This window comes from Alcaligenes sp. LTN-3, from assembly GCF_059735605.1.
The window spans coordinates 173,830-197,441 of record NZ_JCAPDN010000002.1 but is presented as its reverse complement, the minus strand read 5'-3'; the positions used below and the strand labels follow the sequence as shown (position 1 = coordinate 197,441).

Genomic DNA, 23,612 nt, shown 5'->3' with positions numbered 1-23,612 from the left:
TTTGAGTCGCGAAGAAACAGTGCTTTATGAAGTAAAACCATTCACTTTAAGTTAGCATAATAACACTATAAATAACTTAAGAATCAGTAGGTTAGTCAACTTAGCGCAATTTAGTGAAAACTACTCACTGTACCGATACTGTACCGAAATTAGGTGACGGTACGGTACATAGTTACTTTTTTGTTAGCCGATTAAGCTAGGGGAAGCGATTGTTTTAAAATTGCTGTATTGCTGCTCATGTATATGGCGTCCCCCGTATAAGTATGTTCTTGCCCAGGAGTTGGGTGTGCTGCGTTTTCCTGTTCCTGATCTCACCAGCTATCTCTGGTTTATAGGCTATGACTTCATAAGCACTTAAATGAGGAGGATGTTAACCGCAGCGCAGTTGCTAAGGCTTCTGTAGCTTCGTACAACAATCTCAGCTATTTTGAGTAAACAAAAAGCGGACAACCAATACAGCCGGAACTCTTACCCTCAAGTCGTGTTCCTTCCTCGGGCCGAAGAAACTGACCACAGACACGCTCCGGCTAGAACTGGAGAAAATTAACGGGCACAACAGCAAAGCCTTAGTCGAATGGAACAACTTCATACCCGAGGAACAGCAGCGTCGAATCCTTGAATTCAGAAAAATAAAGTTTCATGACGCTGCCGTTCGAAATGAAGCTCCCTAGTCTGAGCCACGGAGCAAACAGGACGAAATCCAAATTTCCCTATAAGCATTGGACCACACCATCAGGGGATTGCGTGGGGATACCTGTATAGATTGATCTAACCGTGCCCTAAACCAATCAAACCTATTGGTCGTTCAAGAATTAAACGATGATTTCTTTCAAATCCCAATAACGCGGAGTCTATCTCCTGAATATCAGGAATCATACATTGACATAGTTGAATAAATGCCATTGGTTGTGGAAAAAAGTCAGCGGGAAGTCTAAACTCTTGAATCGCACCTAGCTGTAAATGGGATTTACAATGGACAGTCACCTTACTGTCATAATCGAACCGAAGATGCGAAGTATTAGCAGGAAAAAATGAAGGCTGTAATTCCATCATTTCTAGCCAGTTCAACAAATACTTAGAAACATCATCATCGCCACGATCTGCCGCTTCGTCAGCAGCTTGCCAAAGTATATCTTCTTGATCGCGGATAGGTATTGGGCGAGGATAAAAAGCCTGTTTCCCAAGAATCAAACAATCTTTATCATCAAATTCGAAAAATAACTGGATGAATGAGCCATCTCTCAAAAGATATGAATACTGCTGATTATCTATAAGAAACTGATACTCCAACGGGTATCCAGAATTGCGCATCACTCCAGGCTGATAATTCGACCAACTCACCAACTTTCGGTTTCGATCTATAACGATATTATTAATCTGAATCAAGCCCAGCTGATTAAGAAAAGTGGTTACGTTATTCACACCTTGAAGGAGGCGAGCAAAGTTCATTCACCTGCCCCTTGATCCCTTTGACGGATTAACTCACGAATTTCCGGACTATTCTCATAGATCTCTAGAAATTTTGCAATCTCGTCAAGTTCCTTATCCGATTTGTTGAGAAAACTCTTACTGGACTGGACTACCTTAGGATCAGGGCAAATAAACTTAAAATATGGTAAGTCTTTTTTAAGTGCCTCAACCTCTTCAAGCAAGCGAATAATTCCAGCCCCCCAACCATAGATATGACACCAACCACGAGAGCGCGTAACCGCAACGAAGAAAGCATTTCTCCCTCGCAGAGTATAATCACTTGCTACATTCTGGGCATTTATCACAAGAACTACATTAGCCTCATTCCCTTTCGCTCGAAATGGAGTAGTAAGGGTCACAAATCCAGCAGGCTTAAATACATCGGAACTTTCCACATACCCAGGAACTACCGACTTAACACCAGCCGACATTAGCTCTCGTTGATACTCAAGCATCTCTATTTTATTGTTACCAGATCGAAGATTAATTATAATAATCTCCTCAGGAGGAACCCCATGGCTATTTATTAATTCCGCCACTTTATTAGCAACTTGAATTCGTTGCTCATTTTTATCTTCGCACGATTGCACATGCACAAGATTTCTCGCGTTCTTTCCTGAGTTTTTCAATAAATTTTCTAGCAAATTCTTGCTATTTTCATCTGGCCGCTCAATCTCTACAACATCACCTGCATCAATTGATAGAGCTCTTGGGACATTAACATTATAACCAATAGCCTGCCACTCGCCGGGATAATAAAACATTTCAGTGGGTTTCCCTGAATACAATCCCATCGCGACACCATGCGCAGTCATAAGCACTGGCCTAGGTGTCCGGTAACAATTCGGAAGGATAAAATCCTTCGGAATTTCACCAGCATAAGTACCTTGCAAGACAGAGTCCGGCAAATTTGGAGCGCCAGACGAATCCGTTCCAAATAACTCAGCGGGCCCTTTTATCTGAGTATCTCGAAGCGATTGGAATTCATCGTATGCCCAAATAATTCTTTTTTCAGCTCCATTTCCTTTCGCCAAAAGATAGGCAACTTCGAAAACCTCTCTGGGAAAATCTTGAGCCTCATCAATTAGCACAAGATCATACTCCGGCTTAATACTTCCACGCGTCCTATTGAGAAGATCCTTATATATATACCCAAGCGCATCTTTCGCGCCTCGTACATCTGAAAGAGTCAAAGGAGTGATCCCATGCTTCTGACACAAGGTAGAATATAACCCTGGCCGTTGTCTTCCACCCCATGCATGGAATACATGTAAGGTAGAATCAAAATCCGGCGCTTTCTTCGCCTCTAACGTATAGTATTTAGATATTAAACCTTGAACGTGTTGATACAGGCTCTGTGTATTAAATAAATAAAGAATCTTGAAAGATGGAAAACGTTTATGTGTTATTGCAGCCTTAATAGATAAAACGATAGTCTTACCAGTTCCTGCAAGCCCTCGGATACGTTGCGGTCCAGGAGGTAGTTGAAGCGATGCTAAACGCTGGGAATCATCCTGCTTAAATGTCGTTTGGAGAGATCGTTGAATATAATCATTGACACTAACTAGAGGAGCTTCCGAAAAAGGAGCCCGCTTGGACTCATAGACAAAAGTCCCCTCAAGCAGCGACAATATTTTCCCGACTGTTTCATCTGTTCCGCTAAATCCTTTATCTATTCCCTCAAGCCACTGGTCTAACCCATCAAGAGATGTTGCATCACAACTTATTTCCTCTAAATCGATTAAACCACTTATTTCATCAATACTATTTTTACAAAAAACGATGCAGCTCGAAATCGGTATTTTCGAACGTTTAAGTTTTCTATCATATAAAGAAAGATCATTCTTAAGTCGACTATTTATTTCATCTTCATATATATCTACAACCAAATCCCTAGCTATAGACAGACTACCATTTTCTGATTGCCAATATACAGTTTCCTCGTGGTCGATCCGTTGATTTACATATTCTTCCACGACATCTATTAGCAGTATCCCAATCTCTTTTGATATAACAATAAATGATGGCACATCATCATCTGAAGCGCGTCCAAGAGTAGTTAATTTATATGCAAGATAACCCTCTAAATTTTTGAAAGCACCTCTAATATGGTCAGCAACATTGACGTGAAAAGGCTTTTCTTCCAGCATCAAAGAGCCAGCTAGATACTTAAAACTATCTGCCATGATTAATTCTCATTCTATAAAATCAGCTTGCAATTCTCAAAAAAATGGGTAGCTGTGATGGTCTATCTCGCAGGTAATTGCCGACAAGAGGAAACGCAGTGTTACCTATGGATCGGGCCACTAGATAAGCCTCTTGGTCAGTTGCTATGCTTGGGGGTGATAGTAACGCATCAATAAGCTTGAATCCTTATGCCCTGTGATCTTGTTAGCACATGCATTGGAAATATAGACGCCAGTCTAGGGGCTTGGTGTCAAAGGTCACGAAATCACAAACCCATCAGACACCCGCTCCAACTCATCCTTCTAAACAGCGCGTGCATCATCCCCGAAGAGGCCCCCTCCATGTCCCCAACTGGGTTGGTAAGGTTTTCCATGCACCATTCCTTGCACTACACACTAAACACAGGCAGCCGTCACAATACCCGTCGCCCGCACGTAGTCCTTCAACCAGCCATTCTACGAACTAGCCAAGGCGAATCGACGCCAGCGGCCGCACGGCCAACAACGTTTTAATGACGGAGGCCTTGGTACACCTTGCCTTTCTTGTGCAGCACAATCTCGACCTAGTAGCACTCCAGCGCCTCCCGGAGTGTTGCAGACTCCGCTTCGCCACGATTGATCTACACGTCCCGAGCCATTTCTGACTCGATTCTCTTCGCGCGAGGTTGCCACGCTTGCGAAAAACAACCCTATCACAACAGCTAAAAATTGATATGCAAGTAACCCATTGATCTTTTAAGTTTGTAAGTTGCATTCGCAACACAAAGGTCGAACCGAGCCTAAACGGGATACTAGAGACGGTCACCGCAGATTCCACCGCTCAACATTTGCCCTTATGCTGTCACTCGCTTGTTGAACGTGTGCATCAATAATTTCTCTAAGTTCTTCAATACGTTCAACAGTGATAGGCTCATATTTGTCTTCGTTCAAGCGCCGGGCAATTTGGTTTAGATTTCGTCCTACTGCTAATAGTTGAAAATTGGACTCTCCCAGGATCTCAATCTCTTTCATTGAAAGCTGTGGCTCATGGGTAAGAGCAGCTCGCAACGCATCAATCACAAACTGACGCCCAGAGCAGTTTTCCTCATTGGCTCTAGCTGCAAGGGCATCTCTTTCAGAGTCCGTTAGCATAATTTCAAACCGTTTTTTGGCTTTGTGCTGAACCTCCTCCACTGGCTTAAAAACCGTCTTGGGCCTGCCTCCCTGCAACCCAGCAAGTTGTCTTTCAATCGTTTCACGCAAAGCAGCACCCGGTTTTTTACCCACAGACGCGCAATACTCAACCCAAGGGGTTTTGAGGTCGCCTAGGTAAACGTCCATATACAGGGACGCTTTCTTAGGTTTTTCTTGTCCTCTGCCCATAACGACCACCTAATCCCATTCAAATTGACCAAATTTGCAAACTACCCCGGTAGTTCACCGGCGGTTAGCCTATCCTGCAATAGTCCTTACCCCATTCCGTTTCTTGGTCATGACCAAGGAATCCCAATCCGACAAGTCAAGAGGCCTCCAACCGTGCTTGGCGTCTATGGGTGTCAAGGGCAACACCGGAAGCCGCAGCGCCCACCAGGGCGACTGGGTGAGGATGTTGGGCGGTAGCCTTCACCCTTGATGCTCATGGATGCCTTACAGCCTATTGGCAAGGGGTAGGAGCAAGGCAAAGCCGCTGAGCCTGCCCCCGCAGCCTGTCCGGCAAGATCGGACGCGGGATGCAACCCGAAGGGAGTTCCTCTGGGCACTACACGACTCAAACCCTGTTAGCGTTCATGCTCTTGGCTTGGTAACGGGTAGGAGCGGGCAATAATCTCCATGAAGTTTTCGTATTCACGGCGACCGAGGGTAGAAGGTTTGGCTCCAGTGCGATTTGCAGCCAGAGTTATTTCCTCAACGTCTCTAGCGCGGCTAAAGACAAGATCAGCCTGCAACGCAGTTAAAGATGCTGGATCATTCATGCGATCCCATTGCTGTAGCCAGTGAGCAATGGGTTTACTATCGGGAACGCCTCCCATCGACACCCGCATGAGACGTAGCAGGGCGTGGTGCTCATTGATCGTAAACATCGCTAATCTCCTTTGCTCGCAGTGCCGCCTTGGCGGCCCCACTGGGTTTTCTGTAGCCTTTCTATAACGTGCTGACGGTAGGCGGGATTAAGCATCGAGTTCCCCGCCGCAAGGTGGTTCAAACGACCAGCTGTGACCATTTGTCCACTTTGCAGGTCTCGTCTCGTGCTTTGCCTGTTTAGCCCATGAGTTACAGGCGACGCAGCAGCCTGGGCAACATCTCGCAGAGTGATGCCAGCCGAAGAGATGCCTCCAGCCAAGGCCGCTCCGGCCGCATATGCCCTCTGCAACAAAAAGAGCGTCACGCCCGTAACAATCAGGATTTCAAGCATGGTAGCCATCGGGTGATCAGTAGTCACTGCCAACACCTTGGCTGTAAGCGAACTGAAAAACTTCGTCCCCATGCCTAGAACGGTGGTCACCAAAGCGATCTGCATGATGGGGGTCATCACCTGCCCAAACCAGCTATCAAACCACTTGGCCGTCACCGGAAACATCAGCATTGCGATGAAAAAGGGGCCGATACCCAGCATGACAGTCAGCATGACTTTGGAGGTAATAACCATGGCACCGGCTGGAATGGCGATAAGAAGCATAGCGATATAGATGATGATGGCGTTCAACAAGTCCCAAAACACCATGCCGATTTCATACCAGCTTCTCTTGCCCATTTTGTCGAGCATTTCACCACCAATCTGAAAGCCATCCGATACGACCTTATCCATGACCTGATAGACGGAGGTCGCTGCCACGCCACTCCTTGATGCCGAGAAAGCATCCGCCAAGCCTGCCTCGAAACCGCGCAGGGCTTCAACTACCCAAGACAGGTAAGTCGGAGCGCTTAACGCCAAGCCCCCTATGACTAAGAACTTGCCGCAGGTTTTGAGAAAAACAGATGCAGGGATTTCCACATATCCCAGGACAGTAGCGAACCCCATCAGCACGAAGGTCAACGTGCCACCGAAGATCAGAGTGTCGGAGAACATGGAAATGACATTGCTTGACGTGACCTGCACGAACATATCCAACGTCATATCGATGCTTTCGCCAATCCACCCAAAGATGTTCGATTCAATAGCCATATCACTGCTCCCCTTCCAGCGCATTTATTGGGGCATGTTTCGTATAACCCCGTTTCTCGACAGTCAGATGGTTTGCCGCTGTAATCGCATTGATGCAGTTGGAGGATGTGCCTAGTTCGCCTGGATTGGCCTTGCACTTGGCAATCATCGCTGTGCGCTCAACCTCATGGGTCTTGTACCAATCGACAGTTTGAACGGAAGTGTTCTCGCCGCAGCCGGTCAAGAAGGCCGCAACGACCAGGGCGATAGAAAGCTTTTTCATTTCCCTACCTCCCGGGCTTCGTGCTGTTGCAGGATGCCCAGGGCGTGGGTCAGCTCAGCGGCGTCGATGATGCGTAACATTGCCACTGTACGCAGAGCACTCTCCCGGGTGCCTGCCCAATGACCAGCAAAGCGGTCGCCAGAGTTACCCAACACAAATACGCTAGCACCCAAGCTTGCCAAAGAGAGAAGAACAGCAACAGGGGAGGAAATCACAGTCTGTCCCAGCATAACGAAACCAAGCCAGTCCAGCACGGCAATTACAAACGGAGCCACGGCGAACGTCACAGCCAAAATGTCACCCCTTACAAGTGCAGGAGCACGGCGACCAAGCTCACGAACAAAGCCCATACGGCTAATGCACAGCCACCACCTCTGCATAGACAAGAGCATGAAGAAGCAAGCAATCAGAATAGGGATGTGAATATAAGAAGTCATGATGCTTCCCCTCATTCGCTCAACAGGTTGAAAGGCTGATGCTTGGTGTACTCTCGGTTGGCAAGGACCTTGGCATTGATTTCACGCTGCCGCTGTTGCTGCAAGCGATCTTCAGCCGAAGCAACCATTGAGTACATCTGCAGCTTGGTCTGCTCGTTTTGAATCAACGCTTGCTCAGCCGCGATACGCCCTTGCAGCTCTGCGATCGACTTAGGGTCTTGTGTGCGATTGATCTCTTGCATCAAGGCATCAATCTGCCCTAAGCGCTCTTTGGCCTTGTCGTAGGCATCCAAAGCAAACGCCTTATCTTGAGCACCCTTCACTGCTTGCGCTTCGCAACTGATCCGGCTTTGCTCATCCGTATGGTTTACGCAGGTGTCGTAAATTTTGTTGTCGTTATAGACCTGGTCAGCCCGGCCACTTAATCCTGCATAGCCAGCACTTTTAACGCTGTCATAGACGCCTTGCCAGTCGTCCGGAAGGTAGTCTCGCAACGCAGGGTTGTTCAAAACATCGCCCAAGCCGCGAACCCCAGTAATTGACTGATACTCCTGCTTCATCTGGTCGATCTGGCTGACCATTTGATCGTATTGCAGCTTCCATTTCGCCATGGTTTCCACTTGCTGCTGAACACTCGTTTTGATGGCTGCTCCATCAGTCACAGGTATCTGGGCCAGCGCCTGCGAGGAAATTAGGACGAGAGAAACCGCTACGCCCATGGGCATAGAAAAGATTTTCATGCTATTTGCTCCGAAGTATGGAAAGACTTGCGGACACTGGGCGGTACTGTTCCCGTCTGTCAGACCTTGTTTAAGGGTCGTACCCGGCTCGCTACGCGTTCTTGGGGTGTGGTCTAAGCGGTCGTTCTGTTCCCGACGGTCAGGGCTGTTTTAAGGCCCGCATCCAGCACGAATGATTTCGTTCTTGGGACGGTCAGTATCCTTACTGCTGAAACTGCTAGATGTACAACTTACTGCTTCTAAGCCTGCTTTTTATGCCTTGAGGTTGCCAGTAGCTCCTTCAGCCTCCTAGCTTCTTTTTGGCCTCTTTGCCTGTCTACCGGAGGTGCTTCTACAGGCGGCACTAAGCCTTGTTCTGAAGCCTGCTTTCGTTGACTCGCAATTTTGCTAGCTCCTACCGGATTGAATTGCCCCGCCAGAAACTTCTTTTTCACGGAAAACAGCCAGCCGACTCGCGATGATTTAATCTTGCTCGCTTGAATGGCGTGAGCAAGCTCGTCCAAAAGCAGTTGCGCATCCTGCGCCGATAGGCCCTTCAGTTCATTGATGATCTTTTGGTGCTCCTCGCTTGTCAGTTGAGGAGGGAACATCAAGTCGCGATGCGCCTTAGTAGTAGTATTTATTACAGATAGTATTTGTTCTGTATTAGTACTTATTAGGGTCGGGTTTGCCTTTGCTGGCTTTTCCTGAAGCGGTTTCACCACGTTCGGGTTTTCCGGATATGGAGGAAGATCGATCTTCTCAAGGCATCCCGAATCAACCATATTCGGTTTTTCCGAACATGGTTGATTCGCTGCTTTCGTATAAAAATCAGGCTCCTCAGAGACCTCCCAGAAAACCCCTGTAAACCGGCCACATTGACCACGCTCCCGCGTAATTTTGATATACCCGCAGCTCTCTAACTCCTTGATGCGAGCACGGGTAGAATCGCGTTTGTCCGAGCACTGTTTCGCCAAGTGAGACAGCCGAAGCTTAAAGTTATCTGGCAAGTGCAAGATGTATCCCATGAGTCCCTTGGCCCCCCAAGACAATCGACCATCTCTCCAGATCACGTTGGGAATAAATGAGAAAGAAGATCTTTTCTCTCTCTTGGTTATAAACGGATCACTCATTCCTCAGCCTCTGTAGCTTCGAGCTGAAGAACGTCATGCACCTGGGCAGTACGAAACCGAACGCGTCGTCCAATTCGAACAATTGTCGGCTTCAGACGCTGCGCAGTTTCATTGTTGTTGGAAATCGAGTTTCTGACACTCACGGCTGACCGCCCTAAAACCTGGGCAAGATCCTCTACGGTCATTAGAGGACCGAATTTATCTAACATATATTTTTTACCGTCATTACAACTCCTAGCGCACACGCAAGTAAGTTAAATAATCTGCTCACACAAAATAAGAGCAAGTACGGTTATTGTTGTTAGACACACCCTCTCAGTCAACCACCAAAAACAACGCAAGTCATTGAAATAAAACCAAAATACCCTATTTTGGTTTTCCTTTAGGAATAAATTATTGAATAGTGTAGCTTTCACAAGCCAATGAATACATTGGCATTAAAGAAGCCAAAAAACCAATATATATAATTTTGGTTTTTACATATAAATCTGTTTTTCCACGCTAAAAAATAATTTTGTTTCGCTTTGTAAATTAAGAAATTCCCTCCACATTCAAGCTCTAAAAGGTGCAGCTATATCCTAAAACAGCTTATCTAGCTTGCCGACCAAGTCCTCTGCACGAAGATGGGTGTAGCGTTTGAGCATTTGCATGGACTTATGACCGCTGATCGCTGAGACCTCCTGGTCACTAAGACCCGCCTCAACAAACCGGCTAACAGCCTCGTGTCGCAGGTCATGAAAGCGAAAATCCACTAAGCCAACCTCTCGCTTAGCATCATTCCAAGCCTTATCGAACAGGTAAGGACGGCGCATCCCGTCCCGCCCAGGCTCACCGAAAAAAATCAGGCTGGTCTCACCCGGACGCATTGGGTTATTTAAGGCATCGCGAAATGTGGCCGTAGCTGAAACGGTAAGCGGGACAGTCCGAGGCGAAGAGTTTTTTGTGTGTTCCAGGCGTACTATTCGACGTTCCAAGTCCACCTGTTCAACACGTAGCGTTGTTATCTCTGACAAGCGCATACCCGTCTCTACGGCGATTCTGACGATCCACCCGAACATCGGGTTGGAATGTCTGTCTGCGGTCGCTAGAAGGCGTTTCTGTTCGTCTGGGGTCAATCGACGATTACGCCCAGCCCCAGGCGCGGGGCGTCGAATATTGGCGACTGGGTTGGTAGGTAGGCCGATGCCCCATTCTTTGATGGCAATCGTAAACAAGTGCCCCAACAGAGCTAGTTCAAGCCGTACCGTGTTGTTGCTTCTCGGCTTACGTATCCCCTTGGCATCCTCATCACCTGCAAGCCGCATATCTCGGAAGTCAGCAATGATGTCAGGGGAGAGTGCGGCAAGGGAATACTTACCAAGATGATTGATGATGGTTTGAGCTTTCTTGTGCTCGCCAACTTGCGTAGAAGGACGCTTGGTAGGAGTTACCTCCTTCAAGTAGCGCTTGAGTGCCGCGGCTACCGTCATGCGCTCAGCAGGGGCACGTTGAATGTACACGCCACGCACCATCTCATCTTCGGTACGGCGAGACCAATCTTCGGCATCGCGCTTGGTACGAAATGTTTTGGCTACTGGGGGCCAACCCGTTTTACGAATGAGTGCTTTCCAGGTGCCAGAGGGTGTCTTAACAATCGTCGCCATACATGCTCCGTCGAACGCATTGCGCTGCGTCAGTGTACCGAAACTGTACCTAAGCGAACTTTTAAGAAAATCCCCCAATACTGGGGCTATGACTTGAATCGCGCTAAGTGCTTGTAAACACTAGGGATTTTTGAGTGGTGCCCGGGGCCGGAATCGAACCGGCACGCCTTGCGGCGGGGGATTTTGAGTCCCCTGCGTCTACCAATTTCACCACCCGGGCTAGGTATGGCAACCTGGGAATCCAGGCTTGGAAGGAAAGATTAGTATTATACGCAGATTACTGGGGGTTTTGGCAAGTGCTGCTGCAATTTTTTTAAATTTAGCCGGGGCGCGAACAGATTGCCGTCTAAAACCTGCCTGAAATCGCGTTTTCTGCCTGCTTTGTCACAACTGCTTAAGCAATAACAGGCCGTTCTAAGTGGGCAGAAAGCACGCTCGTTGCTGCCCCTGCTCCAGCCAGAACCCCAAATAAAAAACAGGCCAGGTACATTGCCCTGGCCTGTTCATTTCTTGCTCTGTATTCGGGGGCTAGTCCCCTGCTACTGCCTGTCCGTTACGAATCCACTCGCGCCAGATGGCGACCAGCAAGGCCATCAGGACCGGGCCGATGAACAAGCCTACGATGCCCATTGTTTGCACACCGCCCACCAAGCCAAAGAAGGTTGGAAGGAATGGCAGTTTTACCGGGCCGCCGACCAGTCGTGGTCGAAGGGTTTTATCAACGATGAACAGCTCGATAGCGCCCCACAGGAATAGGCTGACGCCTGCAACCAGGTGACCAGAACCTATCAAATACAAAGACACCATTGTGAATGACAGAGGGGCACCCCCTGGGATCAGCGCCATGAAGCCGGTAATCACCCCCAACAGGACGGGCGATGGAACTCCTGCAATCCAATAAGCAATCCCCAGAACAACGCCCTCGCCCAAGGCGATCAGGCCCATCCCGGTGACAGTGGAGTTAACCGTAGCTGGCACAACGCGGGAGAATCGCTGCCAGCGGCCTGGCAAGATTCGCTCGCCCACAATATCCAATTGCACCAGCAAGCGGTCGCCATCCTTGAAGATGAAAAACAGCGTGATCAGCATGAACAGCACGGTCAGCAGCAGGTGGAATACGTTGCCGGTCGCGGACAAGACCATGCGGTAGATATTGCCCAGATGCTGGCCGCTGACCATCTCGACCAGTTCACCCAGCGCGTGGGGTTCACCCAGATAAAGCTGCCAATAGTCTGTCAGGCGTTCGCCCACTAAGGGCATGGCCTTAATCCACTCCGGGGTGGGTGTGCCGTATCGGTTGGCGGCTAGCGCCCAGGTGATGAAGCTGCTGGCTTCCTGAATGGCAAAGGACAGGGCTAGTGATAAAGGCACCACCAGCACCACGATCACGACAAGCAGTGCCAGTGTGGCCGCCAGGGCATGGCGGCCATTGCAGCGTACGACCAGTCGTTTATAAAGGGGCCAGCCGGCCAGTCCTATGATCAGCGCAGCCAGAACAGGGACCAGAAATCCCTTCAAGAAGTAAACGCCTGCGGCCAGCAAAAGCAGTAATAGCCAGCGGGCAATTAAAAATGCGGGTAAGACGGGTTGCATAAACGATGGAGACCCTCGTGTCTATTGGGTGGGCATGGGTCGGTGCCCGAAAGTTTTTTGACAATAGCATGATCATCGCCCAAGGAATACCCGTTTCTAAGCGCAAACCGGGCAAGTTGTTGAGCCCAGAAAATCAGCACTCTACAAAACGAGGAAGGGCACTAGACCGTGGCCATCCAGAACACGGGTTCTGGTTCGGCGCCCTGTTACTTGCCATTTCAACAGAACTCGGCAGGTCAGGGCGTTTATATCTTACGCCCTTCTGCTGGCGGATACCGCTAGCGTGCCCCGTCCAGATCTGCTTTGACCTCACCCACAGGTAAACCCCAGTTTTTTTTAATTTTCACATACGTAAAATATTTTTCTCACACAGGAAATTAAAACATGGAAAAACCATCTTGGATTGTTAGCCCGGACGATGTGCTGCCCTACTCGCCAGCCAACCACACGGGCACGGTTAATCGTCGTTTGATCAGCCAGGCCAATGTGGGTGCCAAGCATGTAGAAGTGCTGTTGGGCGTCATTGAAAAAGATCAGGGCGCCCTACCCCATGCGCACCCTGGTATTGAGCAGGTCTGCTATCTGCTCAGCGGTACAGCCGATGTTGAAGTTGATGGCGAGCGCGGCCAAATGAAAGCCGGCGAGTGCTGTTACTTGCCCCCCGACAAAAAGCATGTCTTTACCGTTACCAGTGACGAGCCAGCCCGACTGCTGGTGATTTACTCCCCCCCTTACGAAGAGCATCCCGACCGGGTCATTCGCTGACCCAGGCGCGTTTGCCAGCTTGGCTCACCGTACCAAGCCCATCCACCACAAGGAGACACCCATGACTTTCAAGAAAAAAAACCGTTTGCTATCCCTGCCCGCACGTCTCAAGACTATTCTGGCCGGCAGTGCGGCCATGCTGCTGCTAACCGGCAATGCCTTGGCTCAATACCCTGATCGCCCCATTACGCTGATCGTGCCTTTTCCGGCCGGCTCCGGCACCGATGCCGTAGGCCGGATCTTTGCAGAAGAGATTGGCAAACGAGTCGGGCAAACCATCATTGTGGAAAACCGCCCCGGTGCCAATGCCACCATTGCGGCCAACTACGTCAAACGTGCCGCCCCCGATGGCTACACCTTGTTTGTGACCACCAACACCTCGCATTCAGCCGCACCGTGGTTAATGAAGAACGTCCCCTACGACCCGGTAAAGGACTTCACCCCGATTGCTCGTGGCGGCAACCTGCCATTTATTCTGGTCACCAATCCTGATCGGCCTTACAGCACGGTCGAACAAATGCTGCAATACGCCAAGGACAACCCCGGCCAAATTACCTACGCCTCGGGCAATAGCACCGGTATCGTGGCAGGTGGCACACTGGATTTCCAGACAGGCATGAAGGCCTTGCACGTTCCCTATAAAGGCACACCTCAAGCATTAACCGATCTGGTGGCCGGACAGGTGGATTTCATGTTTACCGATGTCACCTCCGGGCTACCTTTTATCAATAGCGGCCGCCTCAAGGCCCTGGCCGTTTCCACGGCCAAACGCAGCGCCTTGCTGCCTGATCTGCCTGCGATGGAGGAGGTTGGTTTGTCGGACTTTGATATCACCTCTTGGAATGGTTTTTTCGGTCCGGCAGGCATGGACCCGGAACGAGTTCAATTGCTCAACCGCAGCATTAATGAGGTCATTCAGGACGACGCCGTACGCCAGCGATTGGCTCAATTGGGGTTCGATGCCTTCAGTGGCCCGCCTGAAGAGTTTGCCCAATTTGTTCAAGAGCAATACACGCTGTGGGGCAAATTAATTACCGACGCCAAACTTGGCCCTCAATAGTTGCCCAGGCGCCTGCTATGACAGAACACAAGAAGGACAATGTAGGGCCATTAAGCGGTATCCGCATTCTGGATCTCAGCTCGGTAGTGATGGGGCCCTTTGCCACCCAGATCCTGGCGGATCTGGGGGCCGACGTGATCAAGGTGGAGTCCCCCAGCGGGGACACCATGCGGGCCGTCGGCCCGATGCGCAACGCAGCGATGGGGGCCTTGTTTCTGCACCTGAACCGCAATAAACGATCTGTGGTGCTGGATTTAAAAACCCCAGCCGGTCAAAAAGCCTGCCTGCAACTGATCCAGGAATCGGATGTGCTGCTCTACAATCTACGCCCGGCCGCCATGGCACGTCTGGGCCTGGATTACGAGCGCGTTGCTGCTGCCAACCCAGCCATTGTGTATGTCGGCGCCTACGGCTTCGGGGAAGATGGCCCCTACGCGGGGCGCCCCGCCTACGATGACTTGATCCAGGGCATGACGGGACTAGGCCATCTCTATCAGCAGCAATCTGGTGATGTCCCCCGCTACACACCTTTGACATTATGCGACCGCACCGTGGGTCTGCATGTGGCCGTAGCGGTGCTGGCTGGTGTCATTGAGGCTCGCCAAAGTGGCCAAGGCCAGGCCATTGAAATCCCCATGTTCGAGGCAATGGCGCATTTTGTATTGGGTGACCACTTGGGCGGCCATTCTTTTAAACCAGCACTAGGTTCCACCGGCTATGCCCGTCTGCTGGCCAAAGAGCGCAAGCCCTATCAAACCAGTGACGGCTTTCTGGTGCTGTTGATCTATAACGACAAGCATTGGACCAACTTTTTTTCCCTGATCGGCCAACCCGAACTGCAACAGGACCCACGTTTCAGCTCGCACTCGGCCCGTGCCATGCATATTGGCGAGGTCTATGATTTTGTGGCCTCGCAGATCAAGCAAAAGGACACGGCATATTGGCTCCACGCCTTGCACCAGGTCGACATCCCGGCCGCCCCCTTGTACTCCATCGAACAACTGATCGATGACGAGCATCTACAAGCGGTCAAACATCTACAGCATATGGATCACCCGACCGAGGGGCCTATCTGCACCCCCTCTCCCTTGGGCAAGTATTCGCGCACCCCGCTCAGCATTCGACACCATGCACCCAGTCTGGGCGAACACACGGCCCAGGTTCTGGCAGAGCTGGGCTACAGCGAACAAGACATACAAGCCATGCTGGCCAGCGTCCCCCCCTCACCCCGAGAACAGATCGTATGAATATCGAATTAAGCGAAGATCAACGCGCCTTGGTCCAGGCTATTGAAGCCGTTTGCCAGCAGTTTGATGACGAATACTGGCTGGCCCGTGACCAGGACGGCGTCTACCCCCATGACTTTCATCAAGCCCTGGCAGATGGGGGGTGGTTGGGCATTGCCATGCCAGAGCAATACGGCGGAGCGGGCCTGGGTATGATGGAAGCGGCCTTGATGATGCACACCATCTCGCGCACAGGCGCCGGGTTTTCAGGGGCCTCTGCCGTGCATATGAATATTTTTGGTCTGAATCCGGTCGTGGTGTTTGGCAACGACGAGCAGCGTGCTCGCTTTCTGCCGCCCTTAATTCAAGGCAAGGACAAAGCCTGCTTTGGCGTCACCGAACCCAACTCCGGACTAGATACCAGCAAGCTGGAAACCCGTGCCGTTTTGCAGGGTGATCACTATCAGGTCCATGGGCGCAAAATCTGGATTTCCACGGCACAAGTGGCCAACAAAATCCTGCTACTGGCCCGCACGACCCCGCTATCAGAAGTCAAAAAACCAACGGATGGCTTATCGCTGTTCTACACAGACCTGGATCGCAGCACCATCGAAGTGCGTCATATCGACAAGATGGGGCGCAACGCAGTGGACTCCAACATGCTGTTTATCGACGGGCTACGCATCCCTGTCGAGGATCGCATCGGCGAGGAAGGCAAAGGCTTTGGCTATTTGTTGCACGGGCTCAATCCTGAACGGATTCTGATCGCCTCCGAGGCCATTGGCTTGGGTAGAGCCGCTCTGGAAAAAGCCACCCTCTATGCCAAAGAACGGCACGTGTTTGGGCGGCCAATCGGACAGAACCAAGGCATACAACACCCGCTGGCTCAAGCCTGGATGCAACTGGAAGCCGCCGATCTGGTCACGTTGAAGGCGGCGGCTTTGTATGATGCAGGCAAGCCTTGCGGGGAGTACGCCAACGCTGCCAAATACCTGGCCGCCGAAGCCGGTTTCCAGTCCTGTCAGACTGCAATTCAAACCCTGGGAGGCATGGGGTATGCCAAGGAATACCATGTAGAACGCTATCTGCGTGAAAGCTTTATTCCGCGACTGGCTCCCGTCAGCCCGCAGTTAATCATGTGCTATATCGCGGAAAAAGTGCTGGGACTGCCCAAGTCCTATTGAGCCGCCTGCTAGGCCTCTTCAATAAAACGGCAGGCTACACGCAGGCGCTCCGCGTAACTTTGCAGGTTCTGTTCAATACGATAAACAGGACCTGCAATCGAAATGGCATACACCCCGCCCGAGATCCGTATCGGCCAGGCAATACCGCCCACATCGGACATGGACTCACCCATATTGCCGTACCAGCCGCGCTGCGCGGCAGTCTCCAGGTCAGCATTCAAACTGTCCAGGCTGGTCAAGGTCTTGCTGGTAAAGGCTTCCAAAGGCCCATCACCCAAAAGCTGGGAACGCTCTTGCGGTGTCATCTGGGACAGCAAGGCTTTACCAATGGAGTTGGCATGCACGTGGCGCTGGGTGCCCGCCACCGCCACATAGCGAATGGGGTGCGGGGAAGAAATTACCTCCACATAGACCACTTTCTTATCCAAATCCAGCTTGCCGAACACCACGGTTTCCTGCGTGGTGTCGCGTAATTCTTCCAGGCTGGGGCGGACTTTTTCCAGTATCGGGTCTGCTTGAGAAATGCGCTGGGCCATCGCCAACAAACGGCCCGTCGGGTAATAACCTTGCCGGCGTCCCGTCTCGTAGATATAGCCCTGCCGAGACAAGGTACGCAGCAAAGCCAGGCAACTGGACACAGGCGCATCCAGCAAGCGAGCCATTTCAGAAAGTGCCAATGGCCGCGTCTCGCGTGCAAACAGCTCGATGATCTCAATGACGCGCAACGCCGTTTTGACATTGCTCTCGGCAGGTTTGGCACTCATGGTCAGGGCGCCACCGGCAACGCACGTTTATGGGCCGAAGCACGGAAAGTCTTGATGATGATCTGCGCAGCTTCATCCGCAATGACCTTGCCCTCTAAGAAATCATCAATCTGATCGTAGCTGACACCAAAAGCGTCTTCGTCAGGCTTCAAAGGAGTCAGGCTTTCCAGATCAGCGGTGGGAACTTTGAACACCAGGGCATCGGATGCGCCCATTGCAGTCGCCAGGGCGCGCACGCGTCGTTTATTCAAGCCCGCCAAGGGGGTAATATCAGCCGCGCCATCACCGAACTTGGTGAAAAAACCCATCAAGGCTTCAGCAGCGTGGTCGGTGCCAACCACCAAGCCCCCATTCGCCCCTGCAATCGCATACTGCGCCACCATACGCTGACGGGCTTTGATATTACCCATCAGGAAATCCTGTTGCGCCGCGTCGCGGAACGTCAGGCCGCCGGCCAGCAGTTGATCCATCATGGCATCAGAGGCGGGCTTGACGTTAACAACCAGAATCTGGTCGGGATTGATGACCTTCAGGCCATCTTGGGCGTCTTTCTCATCAGCCTGTTCACCATAAGGCAAACGCACCGCGATAAATTGCGCCGAATGACCTTGCGCGCGTGCCTGCTCGACGGCTCGCTGCGCAAGACACCCGGTTGTCAGGGAGTCCACGCCACCGCTAATGCCCAAAACCAGGCTGCGGCAACCAGTACGCAACAAATAATCACTTAAAAAGCGGACGCGATGTTCGATTTCTTGCTGAACATCAAAATGATCCTTTACGTCCAATTCCACACGGATACTGGCTTGCAAAGCGCGTTGATCATCAGTCATGGCGCAGGCTCTCTACACAAAGTGAACAATAATCCGATTGTAAGGGACGGGCACAGTTGTGGGATATGGGATCCTTATTTATAAAAAATGGATTCTGTATATAATCGTCGATCAAGAAAAACGAATTCGCCCTTACTGAGACAAGCCCTGTTACCTGCCGATGAGATCCTCAACCGAAATCGCAGACGAAATCCTTAGACGTATTCAGTCCGGCCACTACCGGCCCGGCGACTCCCTGAGTCAATACGAGCTTGCCGAGGAGTTTCAGACCAGCCGCACCCCTGTTCGGGAAGCCTTGCGCTTTCTGGAGGCGCGCCGTGTCACGTCACTGACCAAGACCGGGCGCACAATTGTGGCTATCCCTTCTGCCAAATCAATCCGCGAAGCGTTTCAGATTCGAGCCGAGCTGGAAGGTTTGGCGGCGCAACTGGCAGTGGACTGGATCAAGGACTCGGACCTGGAGGTCTTGATGCAGCATCAATCCGACTATGCCCGCACCTTGCGAACACGTGTACGCAGTGAAGAAGGATCGGAATGGTTGCAGCACAACCGCTCTTTTCATGACCTGATTACGATCACCAGTCACAACGAGCGCCTGCACGAGCTGATTCAGGAGCTCCAAAACGATAGCGTCTCCAGTGCCTTGAGTTTCGCTTCCAAAATGCCGCCGCGCCTGATGGAAGAAAATATTCTGGAGCACGAGGCTATTATCGCTGCGCTGGCCGATCGCAATGGCACCGCCGCCCGAGAAGCGATGACCGAGCACGTTGCCAAGACCATGAACCTGGTACTGGACTGGCTGCCAGAGCGCTAAAAAAAAACGGTGTCACCCGCAAGGAGAGGTGACACCGCACAATCAAGGTGCTTGGCAATTTCCCAGACAAAACCACCCGATTGCTAAAACCGCAGCCTGCGCACTTGCAGGCAATCCTCGACCCGTTGGGCAAGGTCTACCAACCATTCATCCTGATACAGCCCCGCCACCATCTGCAGCCCCACGGGCAAGCCAGAGGCGCTGACTCCAGCCGGCAAGGAAATGGCGGGCTGCCGCGTCAAATTAAAGGGATAGGTATAGGGATTCCAATCCAGCCAATTTTGCGAAGCGGCGTTGGCCGGAGCGTCACGGCCCGCTTCAAAAGGCAATATCGGCACGGTAGGCGTCAAAACCAGATCAAACTGCGCAAAATGCCTAAGCATGGCCTCCCCCAGCTTCTGTCTGCCTATCAAAGCCTGGTAATAGTCCGACAAGCCGTTCGTCTCGCCCTTGCTGGCAACCTGGCGCAAACCTTTATCCACCAAAGGGCGCTGCTCAGCAGCGACCTGATTCACCAGCCAGGCGGTACCGGCTTCCCAATGTGCGGTAATCAGCTCTTTCGCACCGGTCAGGGGTAGCTCGGTCAAAACAATATGCGCCCCCTGTTCTTGCAACTTGTCCGCCGCCGCCTGGATGATGGCCCTGACCTCGGGGCTGCATTGTTGATCCAGATGCAGGCCAATACGCAGGCCCTGCAATGTATCGGCAGAAGGCCGCACATGACGCGGCAAGGGCACCGAATTCCAGTCGCGTGGATCGGCTTGCATCATGACATCCAGCAAGCGTTTCAGGTCCGCCACAGATCGGGCCATAGGGCCGACATTGGATAGAGTCAGTAGCGGTCCGGCAGGCCAGGCGGGTACGCCTCCAAACGTGGCTTTCATGCCGGTAACACCGCAAAAGCTGGCGGGGATCCGGGTGGAGCCACCCCCGTCAGTGCCGATCTGCAACGTCCCCATACCCGCCGCCAATGCCGTGGCTGCACCGCCGCTGCTCCCCCCGCTGGTTAAACTGAAATCCCAAATATTGCGCGTGACTCCTGTTAAAGGGCTGTCTGCCGTCCCCTTCCAACCAAACTCCGAGGTCGTCGTTTTTCCGACCAGGACGGCACCGGCCTCACGCATCCGTGCCACCGCTGGCGCATCATCCTGGGCGGCATCGGTGATCCGTGCTGCGCTTGAGCCATAGCCTGTAGGAAGTCCACGCACCAACAGCAAATCCTTAACGCCGTAGGGTATGCCATCCAAAGGACCTCGTGCAGTACCGGCCATCCAGCGCGCTTCGGACTGGGCCGCTTCATGCAAGGTCAAGGCTCGGTCCAGATAACAGTAGGCATTAACAAGGGGATTCCAGCGGTCGACCGCATCCAGCGTTGCCCGCGCCACGTCCACTGGAGACACCTGCTTGCTTTGGTACAGGCGGTACAGTTCGTCAACGCTGGCGTAGATCAGATCCCTGGGACTTGACAATGCCATACCCACGCGGCTCTCCGGCTTGTCGATAGATTCGGACGTTTGCGAGCCAGACATCATGCTGAAGCCTCCATTAAACGAACCAGCACCAAAGAGATATCAGGCACATACGCCAAAATGAGCAGAACAATGATGGCCGTGATCACAAAGGGCATGACACCTCGCACCACAACTTCGTAAGGCTGACCAGATACAGAAACCGTTGTGAACAGATTCAAACCAAAAGGCGGTGTAAAGAAACCCACCACCAAATTGACGCAGAACACCACGCCCAAATGGATAGGATCCACCCCCAATGCAATACCGATAGGAACCAGAATCGGGGCCAGAATAACAATACTGGCTGCCACATCCATCACACAACCGACCAGCAGCAAGAACACCACCAGCAAGGCCAGATACACAAACTGCGTATCCAGCAACGGGGTCAGTTCCGTCACCATCAACATGGGAATACGTGCCGAGGCCAGAATCCAGCCAAAAATACCAGCTACGCCCAGGATAATCCCGACCATGGAGGCGGTATCCACTGAGCTTTTCATGGCCTGCCACAAGGTGCTGAGGGTGAACTGCCGATAACACACCCCCAGCACCAAACTGAACACCACACCTACGGCGGCGGCCTCGGTTGGCGTGAATACACCGCCATAAATACCACCCAAAATCACTACGGGCATCATCAAGGACGGAATCGCCCTTAATGCAACCAGCACCATTTCTTGTGGGGTATAGGCGCGTGCGGCAGTTTTGGGCACCTTCAGTTTTCTGGTCAACAGTGCATGAGTCAGCATGAAAGCCAGGGCCATCAACAAACCCGGCAGAATATTGGCTACAAACAGCTTGGGTATAGAAACATTGACGGTTGCGCCATACAGAATCAAGGCAATGCTGGGTGGAATGATATTGCCCAAGGCACCGGACGAGGCTGTTATCCCGGCAGCCAAGGAAGCCGGATATCTCTGCGCGATCATCGCGGGCATCATGATGGCGCCAATCGCCGCCACGGTAGCCGGCGCCGAGCCGGTCAAGGCACCAAACATGGCACACGCAATCACCGTCACGTAACCCAATGCGCCATGCACCCGCCCGACCAGCATGTCGACCAAATCAATCAAACGCTTGGACAGGCCCGCTTTCTCCATCAAGTTTCCCATCAGGATGAACAGGGGTACCGCCAGCAGGGGAAAGGAATCCAGCCCCGCCATCACGCGCTGCGGCACAACAATCAACGGCCTCATGCCGGTCAAGAGCAGGAACAGTACGCTGCATAACAGCAGAGCAAAAGCGATAGGAATACCGGCGATGAACAGCGTGAACATCAAGCTAAAGAGCAGGAGAGCTTCTTGCATTTACACGCCCTCCAACTGGCAAGCAGGCCGGTCCCGATACCCGTCCAGCAAGGCATTCACACACTGCACGGCGATGATGGCACCGCCCACCGGCAAAGCTGCATACACATAGGCCATGGAGATGCGCAGGGCAGGACTGAGTTGCTGATAAACGATAGCAATCAGTTGCACGCCCTGCACCAGCAAGACCAGCGCACACGCCAGCATGGCGATCTGCACCATGCCGTTGTGAACGCGGCGGGCTTTGCCCTTCAGGCGCATGACCAGCAGGTCAATCACCGCATGGCCATTGCTTTTAACCAGCACCGCAGTACCCAGCATAATCATCCAGATAAAGCTGTGTCGTGTGATTTCCTCAATCCACGGTGGGGAGTACCCCATAAAATAACGCCCAGCTACCTGCACAGAAGCCGCCAGCACAATCAGCCCCAAAAACACCGCTCCAAAAATTCTGCATAGCGTATCCAGGCAGGTACTGACTCTATCGGCCCAATCGAGCAAAGAGTGTTTCATGATGGATGTCCGCCGAGGATTATTGAGACAGTGCCAGCGCACGGGCAACCAGATCGGGATCAATCACCGTTCTGTATTTTTCATAAATAGGTGCAACCGCTTTGCGAAACTGTGCCCTATCCACATCCGCATTGATCGACACACCCGCATCCAGCAGTTTTTTCTCAACCTGCGCTTCGCTCTGAATCAGGAACTGGCGCTGCTCCTGCACCGCTTGCGTGGCCGCCTGTTGAAAGATCGCTTTTTCATCGGCAGACAAGGTATCCCAGACCCGTCCGGAAATCACAAGAGGAATTGCGTTATAGACGTGCTCTGTTCTGGACAAATAGGGAGCCGCTTCATAAAAGCGACTGGTATGAAAAAGCGCCGTTGGGTTCTCTGCACCATCAATCGTCTTTTGTTGCAGACCGGTAAATAGCTCCGGATACGCCATCGGGGTGACATTGACACCCAAGGCCCGCCAGGTATCCACATAAATGGGGCTTTCCGGCGTACGCACTTTCATCCCGCTTAAATCCGACAAGCTACGGATGGCCTGCTTGGAGTTGTACAGATTACGGAAACCGCCATGGCCCCAGCCCAGAATTTTCAAGCCCGATTTTTCCAGATCAGCCTCAATCGGATCCGTGAAGCTGGAATCCAGGGTTTTGAATGCAGTCTGGTAGTCCTTGAACAGATAAGGCAGGTCTATCACCATCGCTTTTTTCTCGAAGGAGCCTAGTGTGAAACTGGCCAGCAGGCTCATATCCACCGTACCCAACTGCATACCCTCGGCCACATCGCGCTCGCCGCCCAACTGGGCACCGCCCAGCACTTGCACCTTGATTCCACCCTTGGTTTGCTCCTCCACCCGCTTGGCAAAGTTCGTTGCCAAGTAGTGGTACATATCTTCGCTCTGTTCTACCGAAACGTGGGCAAGCTGTAGCGTTCGTGGGCCCTTGCTGTCATTGTGTGCCGTGTCGCCCGATCCACCTTTGCCACATGCGCTCAGCGCACCCAGCATCACCAGAACCGCGATCCCCACTTGTGTCATCCGTTTCATTATTAGTC

General features: G+C 51.8%; 22 protein-coding genes, 1 tRNA gene and 1 pseudogene. 5 read left to right on the top strand and 19 right to left on the bottom strand.

Annotated elements, in window-relative coordinates; genetic code table 11:
• Positions 1-768: 768 nt before the first annotated feature.
• The 13 genes and pseudogenes from AC6I6N_RS09145 to AC6I6N_RS09085 all read right to left on the bottom strand — a co-directional run bounded on the left by AC6I6N_RS09145 (position 769) and on the right by AC6I6N_RS09085 (position 12,585).
• Complete coding sequence (locus AC6I6N_RS09145; protein ID WP_497943444.1) at positions 769-1,449, bottom strand: DUF2290 domain-containing protein; 681 nt, start codon at positions 1,447-1,449, stop codon at positions 769-771.
• Positions 1,446-3,656: a DEAD/DEAH box helicase gene (locus tag AC6I6N_RS09140; RefSeq protein ID WP_497943443.1), complete on the bottom strand. Its 2,211-nt coding sequence runs from the start codon at positions 3,654-3,656 to the stop codon at positions 1,446-1,448. The genes AC6I6N_RS09145 and AC6I6N_RS09140 overlap by 4 nt, the downstream gene beginning before the upstream one ends.
• A gap of 144 nt (positions 3,657-3,800) precedes the next feature.
• Positions 3,801-3,907: pseudogene (locus tag AC6I6N_RS09135) on the bottom strand (site-specific integrase); the annotation flags it as partial.
• 550 nt (positions 3,908-4,457) lie between these two features.
• On the bottom strand, positions 4,458-5,018 hold the full coding sequence (locus AC6I6N_RS09130) for a MobC domain-containing protein (RefSeq protein WP_497943442.1): 561 nt from the start codon (positions 5,016-5,018) through the stop codon (positions 4,458-4,460).
• A gap of 395 nt (positions 5,019-5,413) precedes the next feature.
• Positions 5,414-5,716 carry a hypothetical protein gene (locus tag AC6I6N_RS09125; protein WP_086059791.1) on the bottom strand — a complete coding sequence of 101 codons (303 nt, stop codon included), beginning with the start codon at positions 5,714-5,716 and terminating at the stop codon, positions 5,414-5,416.
• A gap of 2 nt (positions 5,717-5,718) precedes the next feature.
• Positions 5,719-6,798, bottom strand: a complete 1,080-nt coding sequence (locus AC6I6N_RS09120) for a TrbL/VirB6 family protein (protein WP_497943441.1) — start codon at positions 6,796-6,798, stop codon at positions 5,719-5,721.
• 1 nt (position 6,799) lies between these two features.
• On the bottom strand, positions 6,800-7,060 hold the full coding sequence (locus tag AC6I6N_RS09115; protein WP_497943440.1) for an EexN family lipoprotein: 261 nt from the start codon (positions 7,058-7,060) through the stop codon (positions 6,800-6,802).
• Positions 7,057-7,497, bottom strand: coding sequence for a hypothetical protein (locus tag AC6I6N_RS09110; RefSeq protein WP_497943439.1), 441 nt, complete (start codon positions 7,495-7,497; stop codon positions 7,057-7,059). The genes AC6I6N_RS09115 and AC6I6N_RS09110 overlap by 4 nt, the downstream gene beginning before the upstream one ends.
• A gap of 11 nt (positions 7,498-7,508) precedes the next feature.
• Positions 7,509-8,237 carry a P-type DNA transfer protein VirB5 gene (gene virB5, locus AC6I6N_RS09105; protein WP_497943438.1) on the bottom strand — a complete coding sequence of 243 codons (729 nt, stop codon included), beginning with the start codon at positions 8,235-8,237 and terminating at the stop codon, positions 7,509-7,511.
• A 239-nt stretch (positions 8,238-8,476) separates the two neighbouring features.
• A complete protein-coding gene (locus AC6I6N_RS09100) occupies positions 8,477-9,349 on the bottom strand; it encodes a hypothetical protein (RefSeq protein WP_497943437.1) in 873 nt (290 codons plus the stop codon).
• Positions 9,350-9,927: 578 nt separating this feature from the next.
• Positions 9,928-10,992 carry a site-specific integrase gene (locus AC6I6N_RS09095; RefSeq protein ID WP_497943436.1) on the bottom strand — a complete coding sequence of 355 codons (1,065 nt, stop codon included), beginning with the start codon at positions 10,990-10,992 and terminating at the stop codon, positions 9,928-9,930.
• 135 nt (positions 10,993-11,127) lie between these two features.
• Positions 11,128-11,212: transfer RNA gene (locus AC6I6N_RS09090), tRNA-Leu, on the bottom strand.
• 308 nt (positions 11,213-11,520) lie between these two features.
• Positions 11,521-12,585: an AI-2E family transporter gene (locus AC6I6N_RS09085; protein ID WP_094195494.1), complete on the bottom strand. Its 1,065-nt coding sequence runs from the start codon at positions 12,583-12,585 to the stop codon at positions 11,521-11,523.
• Between the two features lie 384 nt (positions 12,586-12,969).
• Between AC6I6N_RS09085 and AC6I6N_RS09080 the strand changes: the two genes are divergently transcribed.
• The 4 genes from AC6I6N_RS09080 (at position 12,970) to AC6I6N_RS09065 (ending at position 16,820) form a co-directional block, all read left to right on the top strand.
• Entirely contained in the window at positions 12,970-13,350 is a 381-nt protein-coding gene (locus tag AC6I6N_RS09080; RefSeq protein ID WP_094195493.1) for a cupin domain-containing protein, read from the top strand.
• A 61-nt stretch (positions 13,351-13,411) separates the two neighbouring features.
• Positions 13,412-14,410 (top strand): Bug family tripartite tricarboxylate transporter substrate binding protein, encoded by a 999-nt coding sequence (locus AC6I6N_RS09075; RefSeq protein ID WP_395013702.1) that lies wholly within the window; start codon positions 13,412-13,414, stop codon positions 14,408-14,410.
• Positions 14,411-14,427: 17 nt separating this feature from the next.
• Positions 14,428-15,657: a CaiB/BaiF CoA transferase family protein gene (locus AC6I6N_RS09070; RefSeq protein ID WP_321267582.1), complete on the top strand. Its 1,230-nt coding sequence runs from the start codon at positions 14,428-14,430 to the stop codon at positions 15,655-15,657.
• Entirely contained in the window at positions 15,654-16,820 is a 1,167-nt protein-coding gene (locus tag AC6I6N_RS09065) for an acyl-CoA dehydrogenase family protein (protein ID WP_108728196.1), read from the top strand. The genes AC6I6N_RS09070 and AC6I6N_RS09065 overlap by 4 nt, the downstream gene beginning before the upstream one ends.
• Positions 16,821-16,828: 8 nt before the next feature.
• On the opposite strand, the gene AC6I6N_RS09060 is transcribed toward AC6I6N_RS09065, so the two are convergent.
• Positions 16,829-17,584, bottom strand: a complete 756-nt coding sequence (locus tag AC6I6N_RS09060) for an IclR family transcriptional regulator (RefSeq protein ID WP_094195490.1) — start codon at positions 17,582-17,584, stop codon at positions 16,829-16,831.
• 2 nt (positions 17,585-17,586) lie between these two features.
• Positions 17,587-18,414 (bottom strand): NAD(+) synthase, encoded by an 828-nt coding sequence (gene nadE, locus AC6I6N_RS09055; protein ID WP_094195489.1) that lies wholly within the window; start codon positions 18,412-18,414, stop codon positions 17,587-17,589.
• A 160-nt stretch (positions 18,415-18,574) separates the two neighbouring features.
• Between nadE and AC6I6N_RS09050 the strand changes: the two genes are divergently transcribed.
• Entirely contained in the window at positions 18,575-19,228 is a 654-nt protein-coding gene (locus AC6I6N_RS09050) for a GntR family transcriptional regulator (RefSeq protein ID WP_086059780.1), read from the top strand.
• An 83-nt stretch (positions 19,229-19,311) separates the two neighbouring features.
• Here AC6I6N_RS09050 and AC6I6N_RS09045 read toward each other — a convergent pair whose 3' ends face one another.
• The 4 genes from AC6I6N_RS09045 to AC6I6N_RS09030 are packed head-to-tail and all read right to left on the bottom strand — an operon-like array spanning position 19,312 to position 23,604.
• Entirely contained in the window at positions 19,312-20,760 is a 1,449-nt protein-coding gene (locus tag AC6I6N_RS09045; protein ID WP_497943435.1) for an amidase, read from the bottom strand.
• On the bottom strand, positions 20,757-22,049 hold the full coding sequence (locus tag AC6I6N_RS09040; RefSeq protein WP_094195488.1) for a TRAP transporter large permease: 1,293 nt from the start codon (positions 22,047-22,049) through the stop codon (positions 20,757-20,759). The genes AC6I6N_RS09045 and AC6I6N_RS09040 overlap by 4 nt, the downstream gene beginning before the upstream one ends.
• On the bottom strand, positions 22,050-22,562 hold the full coding sequence (locus AC6I6N_RS09035; protein WP_094195487.1) for a TRAP transporter small permease: 513 nt from the start codon (positions 22,560-22,562) through the stop codon (positions 22,050-22,052).
• 19 nt (positions 22,563-22,581) lie between these two features.
• Complete coding sequence (locus AC6I6N_RS09030) at positions 22,582-23,604, bottom strand: TRAP transporter substrate-binding protein DctP (protein ID WP_321278010.1); 1,023 nt, start codon at positions 23,602-23,604, stop codon at positions 22,582-22,584.
• Positions 23,605-23,612 lie beyond the last annotated feature (8 nt).

Excerpts from the sequence above, each read along its gene's own strand:
- AC6I6N_RS09145 (WP_497943444.1), bottom strand. The coding sequence starts at position 1,449 with ATGAACTTTGCTCGCCTCCTTCAAGGTGTGAATAACGTAACCACTTTT.
- AC6I6N_RS09140 (WP_497943443.1), bottom strand. The coding sequence starts at position 3,656 with ATGGCAGATAGTTTTAAGTATCTAGCTGGCTCTTTGATGCTGGAAGAA.
- AC6I6N_RS09130 (WP_497943442.1), bottom strand. The coding sequence starts at position 5,018 with ATGGGCAGAGGACAAGAAAAACCTAAGAAAGCGTCCCTGTATATGGAC.
- AC6I6N_RS09125 (WP_086059791.1), bottom strand. The coding sequence starts at position 5,716 with ATGTTTACGATCAATGAGCACCACGCCCTGCTACGTCTCATGCGGGTG.
- AC6I6N_RS09120 (WP_497943441.1), bottom strand. The coding sequence starts at position 6,798 with ATGGCTATTGAATCGAACATCTTTGGGTGGATTGGCGAAAGCATCGAT.
- AC6I6N_RS09115 (WP_497943440.1), bottom strand. The coding sequence starts at position 7,060 with ATGAAAAAGCTTTCTATCGCCCTGGTCGTTGCGGCCTTCTTGACCGGC.
- AC6I6N_RS09110 (WP_497943439.1), bottom strand. The coding sequence starts at position 7,497 with ATGACTTCTTATATTCACATCCCTATTCTGATTGCTTGCTTCTTCATG.
- virB5 (WP_497943438.1), bottom strand. The coding sequence starts at position 8,237 with ATGAAAATCTTTTCTATGCCCATGGGCGTAGCGGTTTCTCTCGTCCTA.
- AC6I6N_RS09100 (WP_497943437.1), bottom strand. The coding sequence starts at position 9,349 with ATGAGTGATCCGTTTATAACCAAGAGAGAGAAAAGATCTTCTTTCTCA.
- AC6I6N_RS09095 (WP_497943436.1), bottom strand. The coding sequence starts at position 10,992 with ATGGCGACGATTGTTAAGACACCCTCTGGCACCTGGAAAGCACTCATT.
- AC6I6N_RS09085 (WP_094195494.1), bottom strand. The coding sequence starts at position 12,585 with ATGCAACCCGTCTTACCCGCATTTTTAATTGCCCGCTGGCTATTACTG.
- AC6I6N_RS09080 (WP_094195493.1), top strand. The coding sequence starts at position 12,970 with ATGGAAAAACCATCTTGGATTGTTAGCCCGGACGATGTGCTGCCCTAC.
- AC6I6N_RS09075 (WP_395013702.1), top strand. The coding sequence starts at position 13,412 with ATGACTTTCAAGAAAAAAAACCGTTTGCTATCCCTGCCCGCACGTCTC.
- AC6I6N_RS09070 (WP_321267582.1), top strand. The coding sequence starts at position 14,428 with ATGACAGAACACAAGAAGGACAATGTAGGGCCATTAAGCGGTATCCGC.
- AC6I6N_RS09065 (WP_108728196.1), top strand. The coding sequence starts at position 15,654 with ATGAATATCGAATTAAGCGAAGATCAACGCGCCTTGGTCCAGGCTATT.
- AC6I6N_RS09060 (WP_094195490.1), bottom strand. The coding sequence starts at position 17,584 with ATGAGTGCCAAACCTGCCGAGAGCAATGTCAAAACGGCGTTGCGCGTC.
- nadE (WP_094195489.1), bottom strand. The coding sequence starts at position 18,414 with ATGACTGATGATCAACGCGCTTTGCAAGCCAGTATCCGTGTGGAATTG.
- AC6I6N_RS09050 (WP_086059780.1), top strand. The coding sequence starts at position 18,575 with ATGAGATCCTCAACCGAAATCGCAGACGAAATCCTTAGACGTATTCAG.
- AC6I6N_RS09045 (WP_497943435.1), bottom strand. The coding sequence starts at position 20,760 with ATGATGTCTGGCTCGCAAACGTCCGAATCTATCGACAAGCCGGAGAGC.
- AC6I6N_RS09040 (WP_094195488.1), bottom strand. The coding sequence starts at position 22,049 with ATGCAAGAAGCTCTCCTGCTCTTTAGCTTGATGTTCACGCTGTTCATC.
- AC6I6N_RS09035 (WP_094195487.1), bottom strand. The coding sequence starts at position 22,562 with ATGAAACACTCTTTGCTCGATTGGGCCGATAGAGTCAGTACCTGCCTG.
- AC6I6N_RS09030 (WP_321278010.1), bottom strand. The coding sequence starts at position 23,604 with ATGAAACGGATGACACAAGTGGGGATCGCGGTTCTGGTGATGCTGGGT.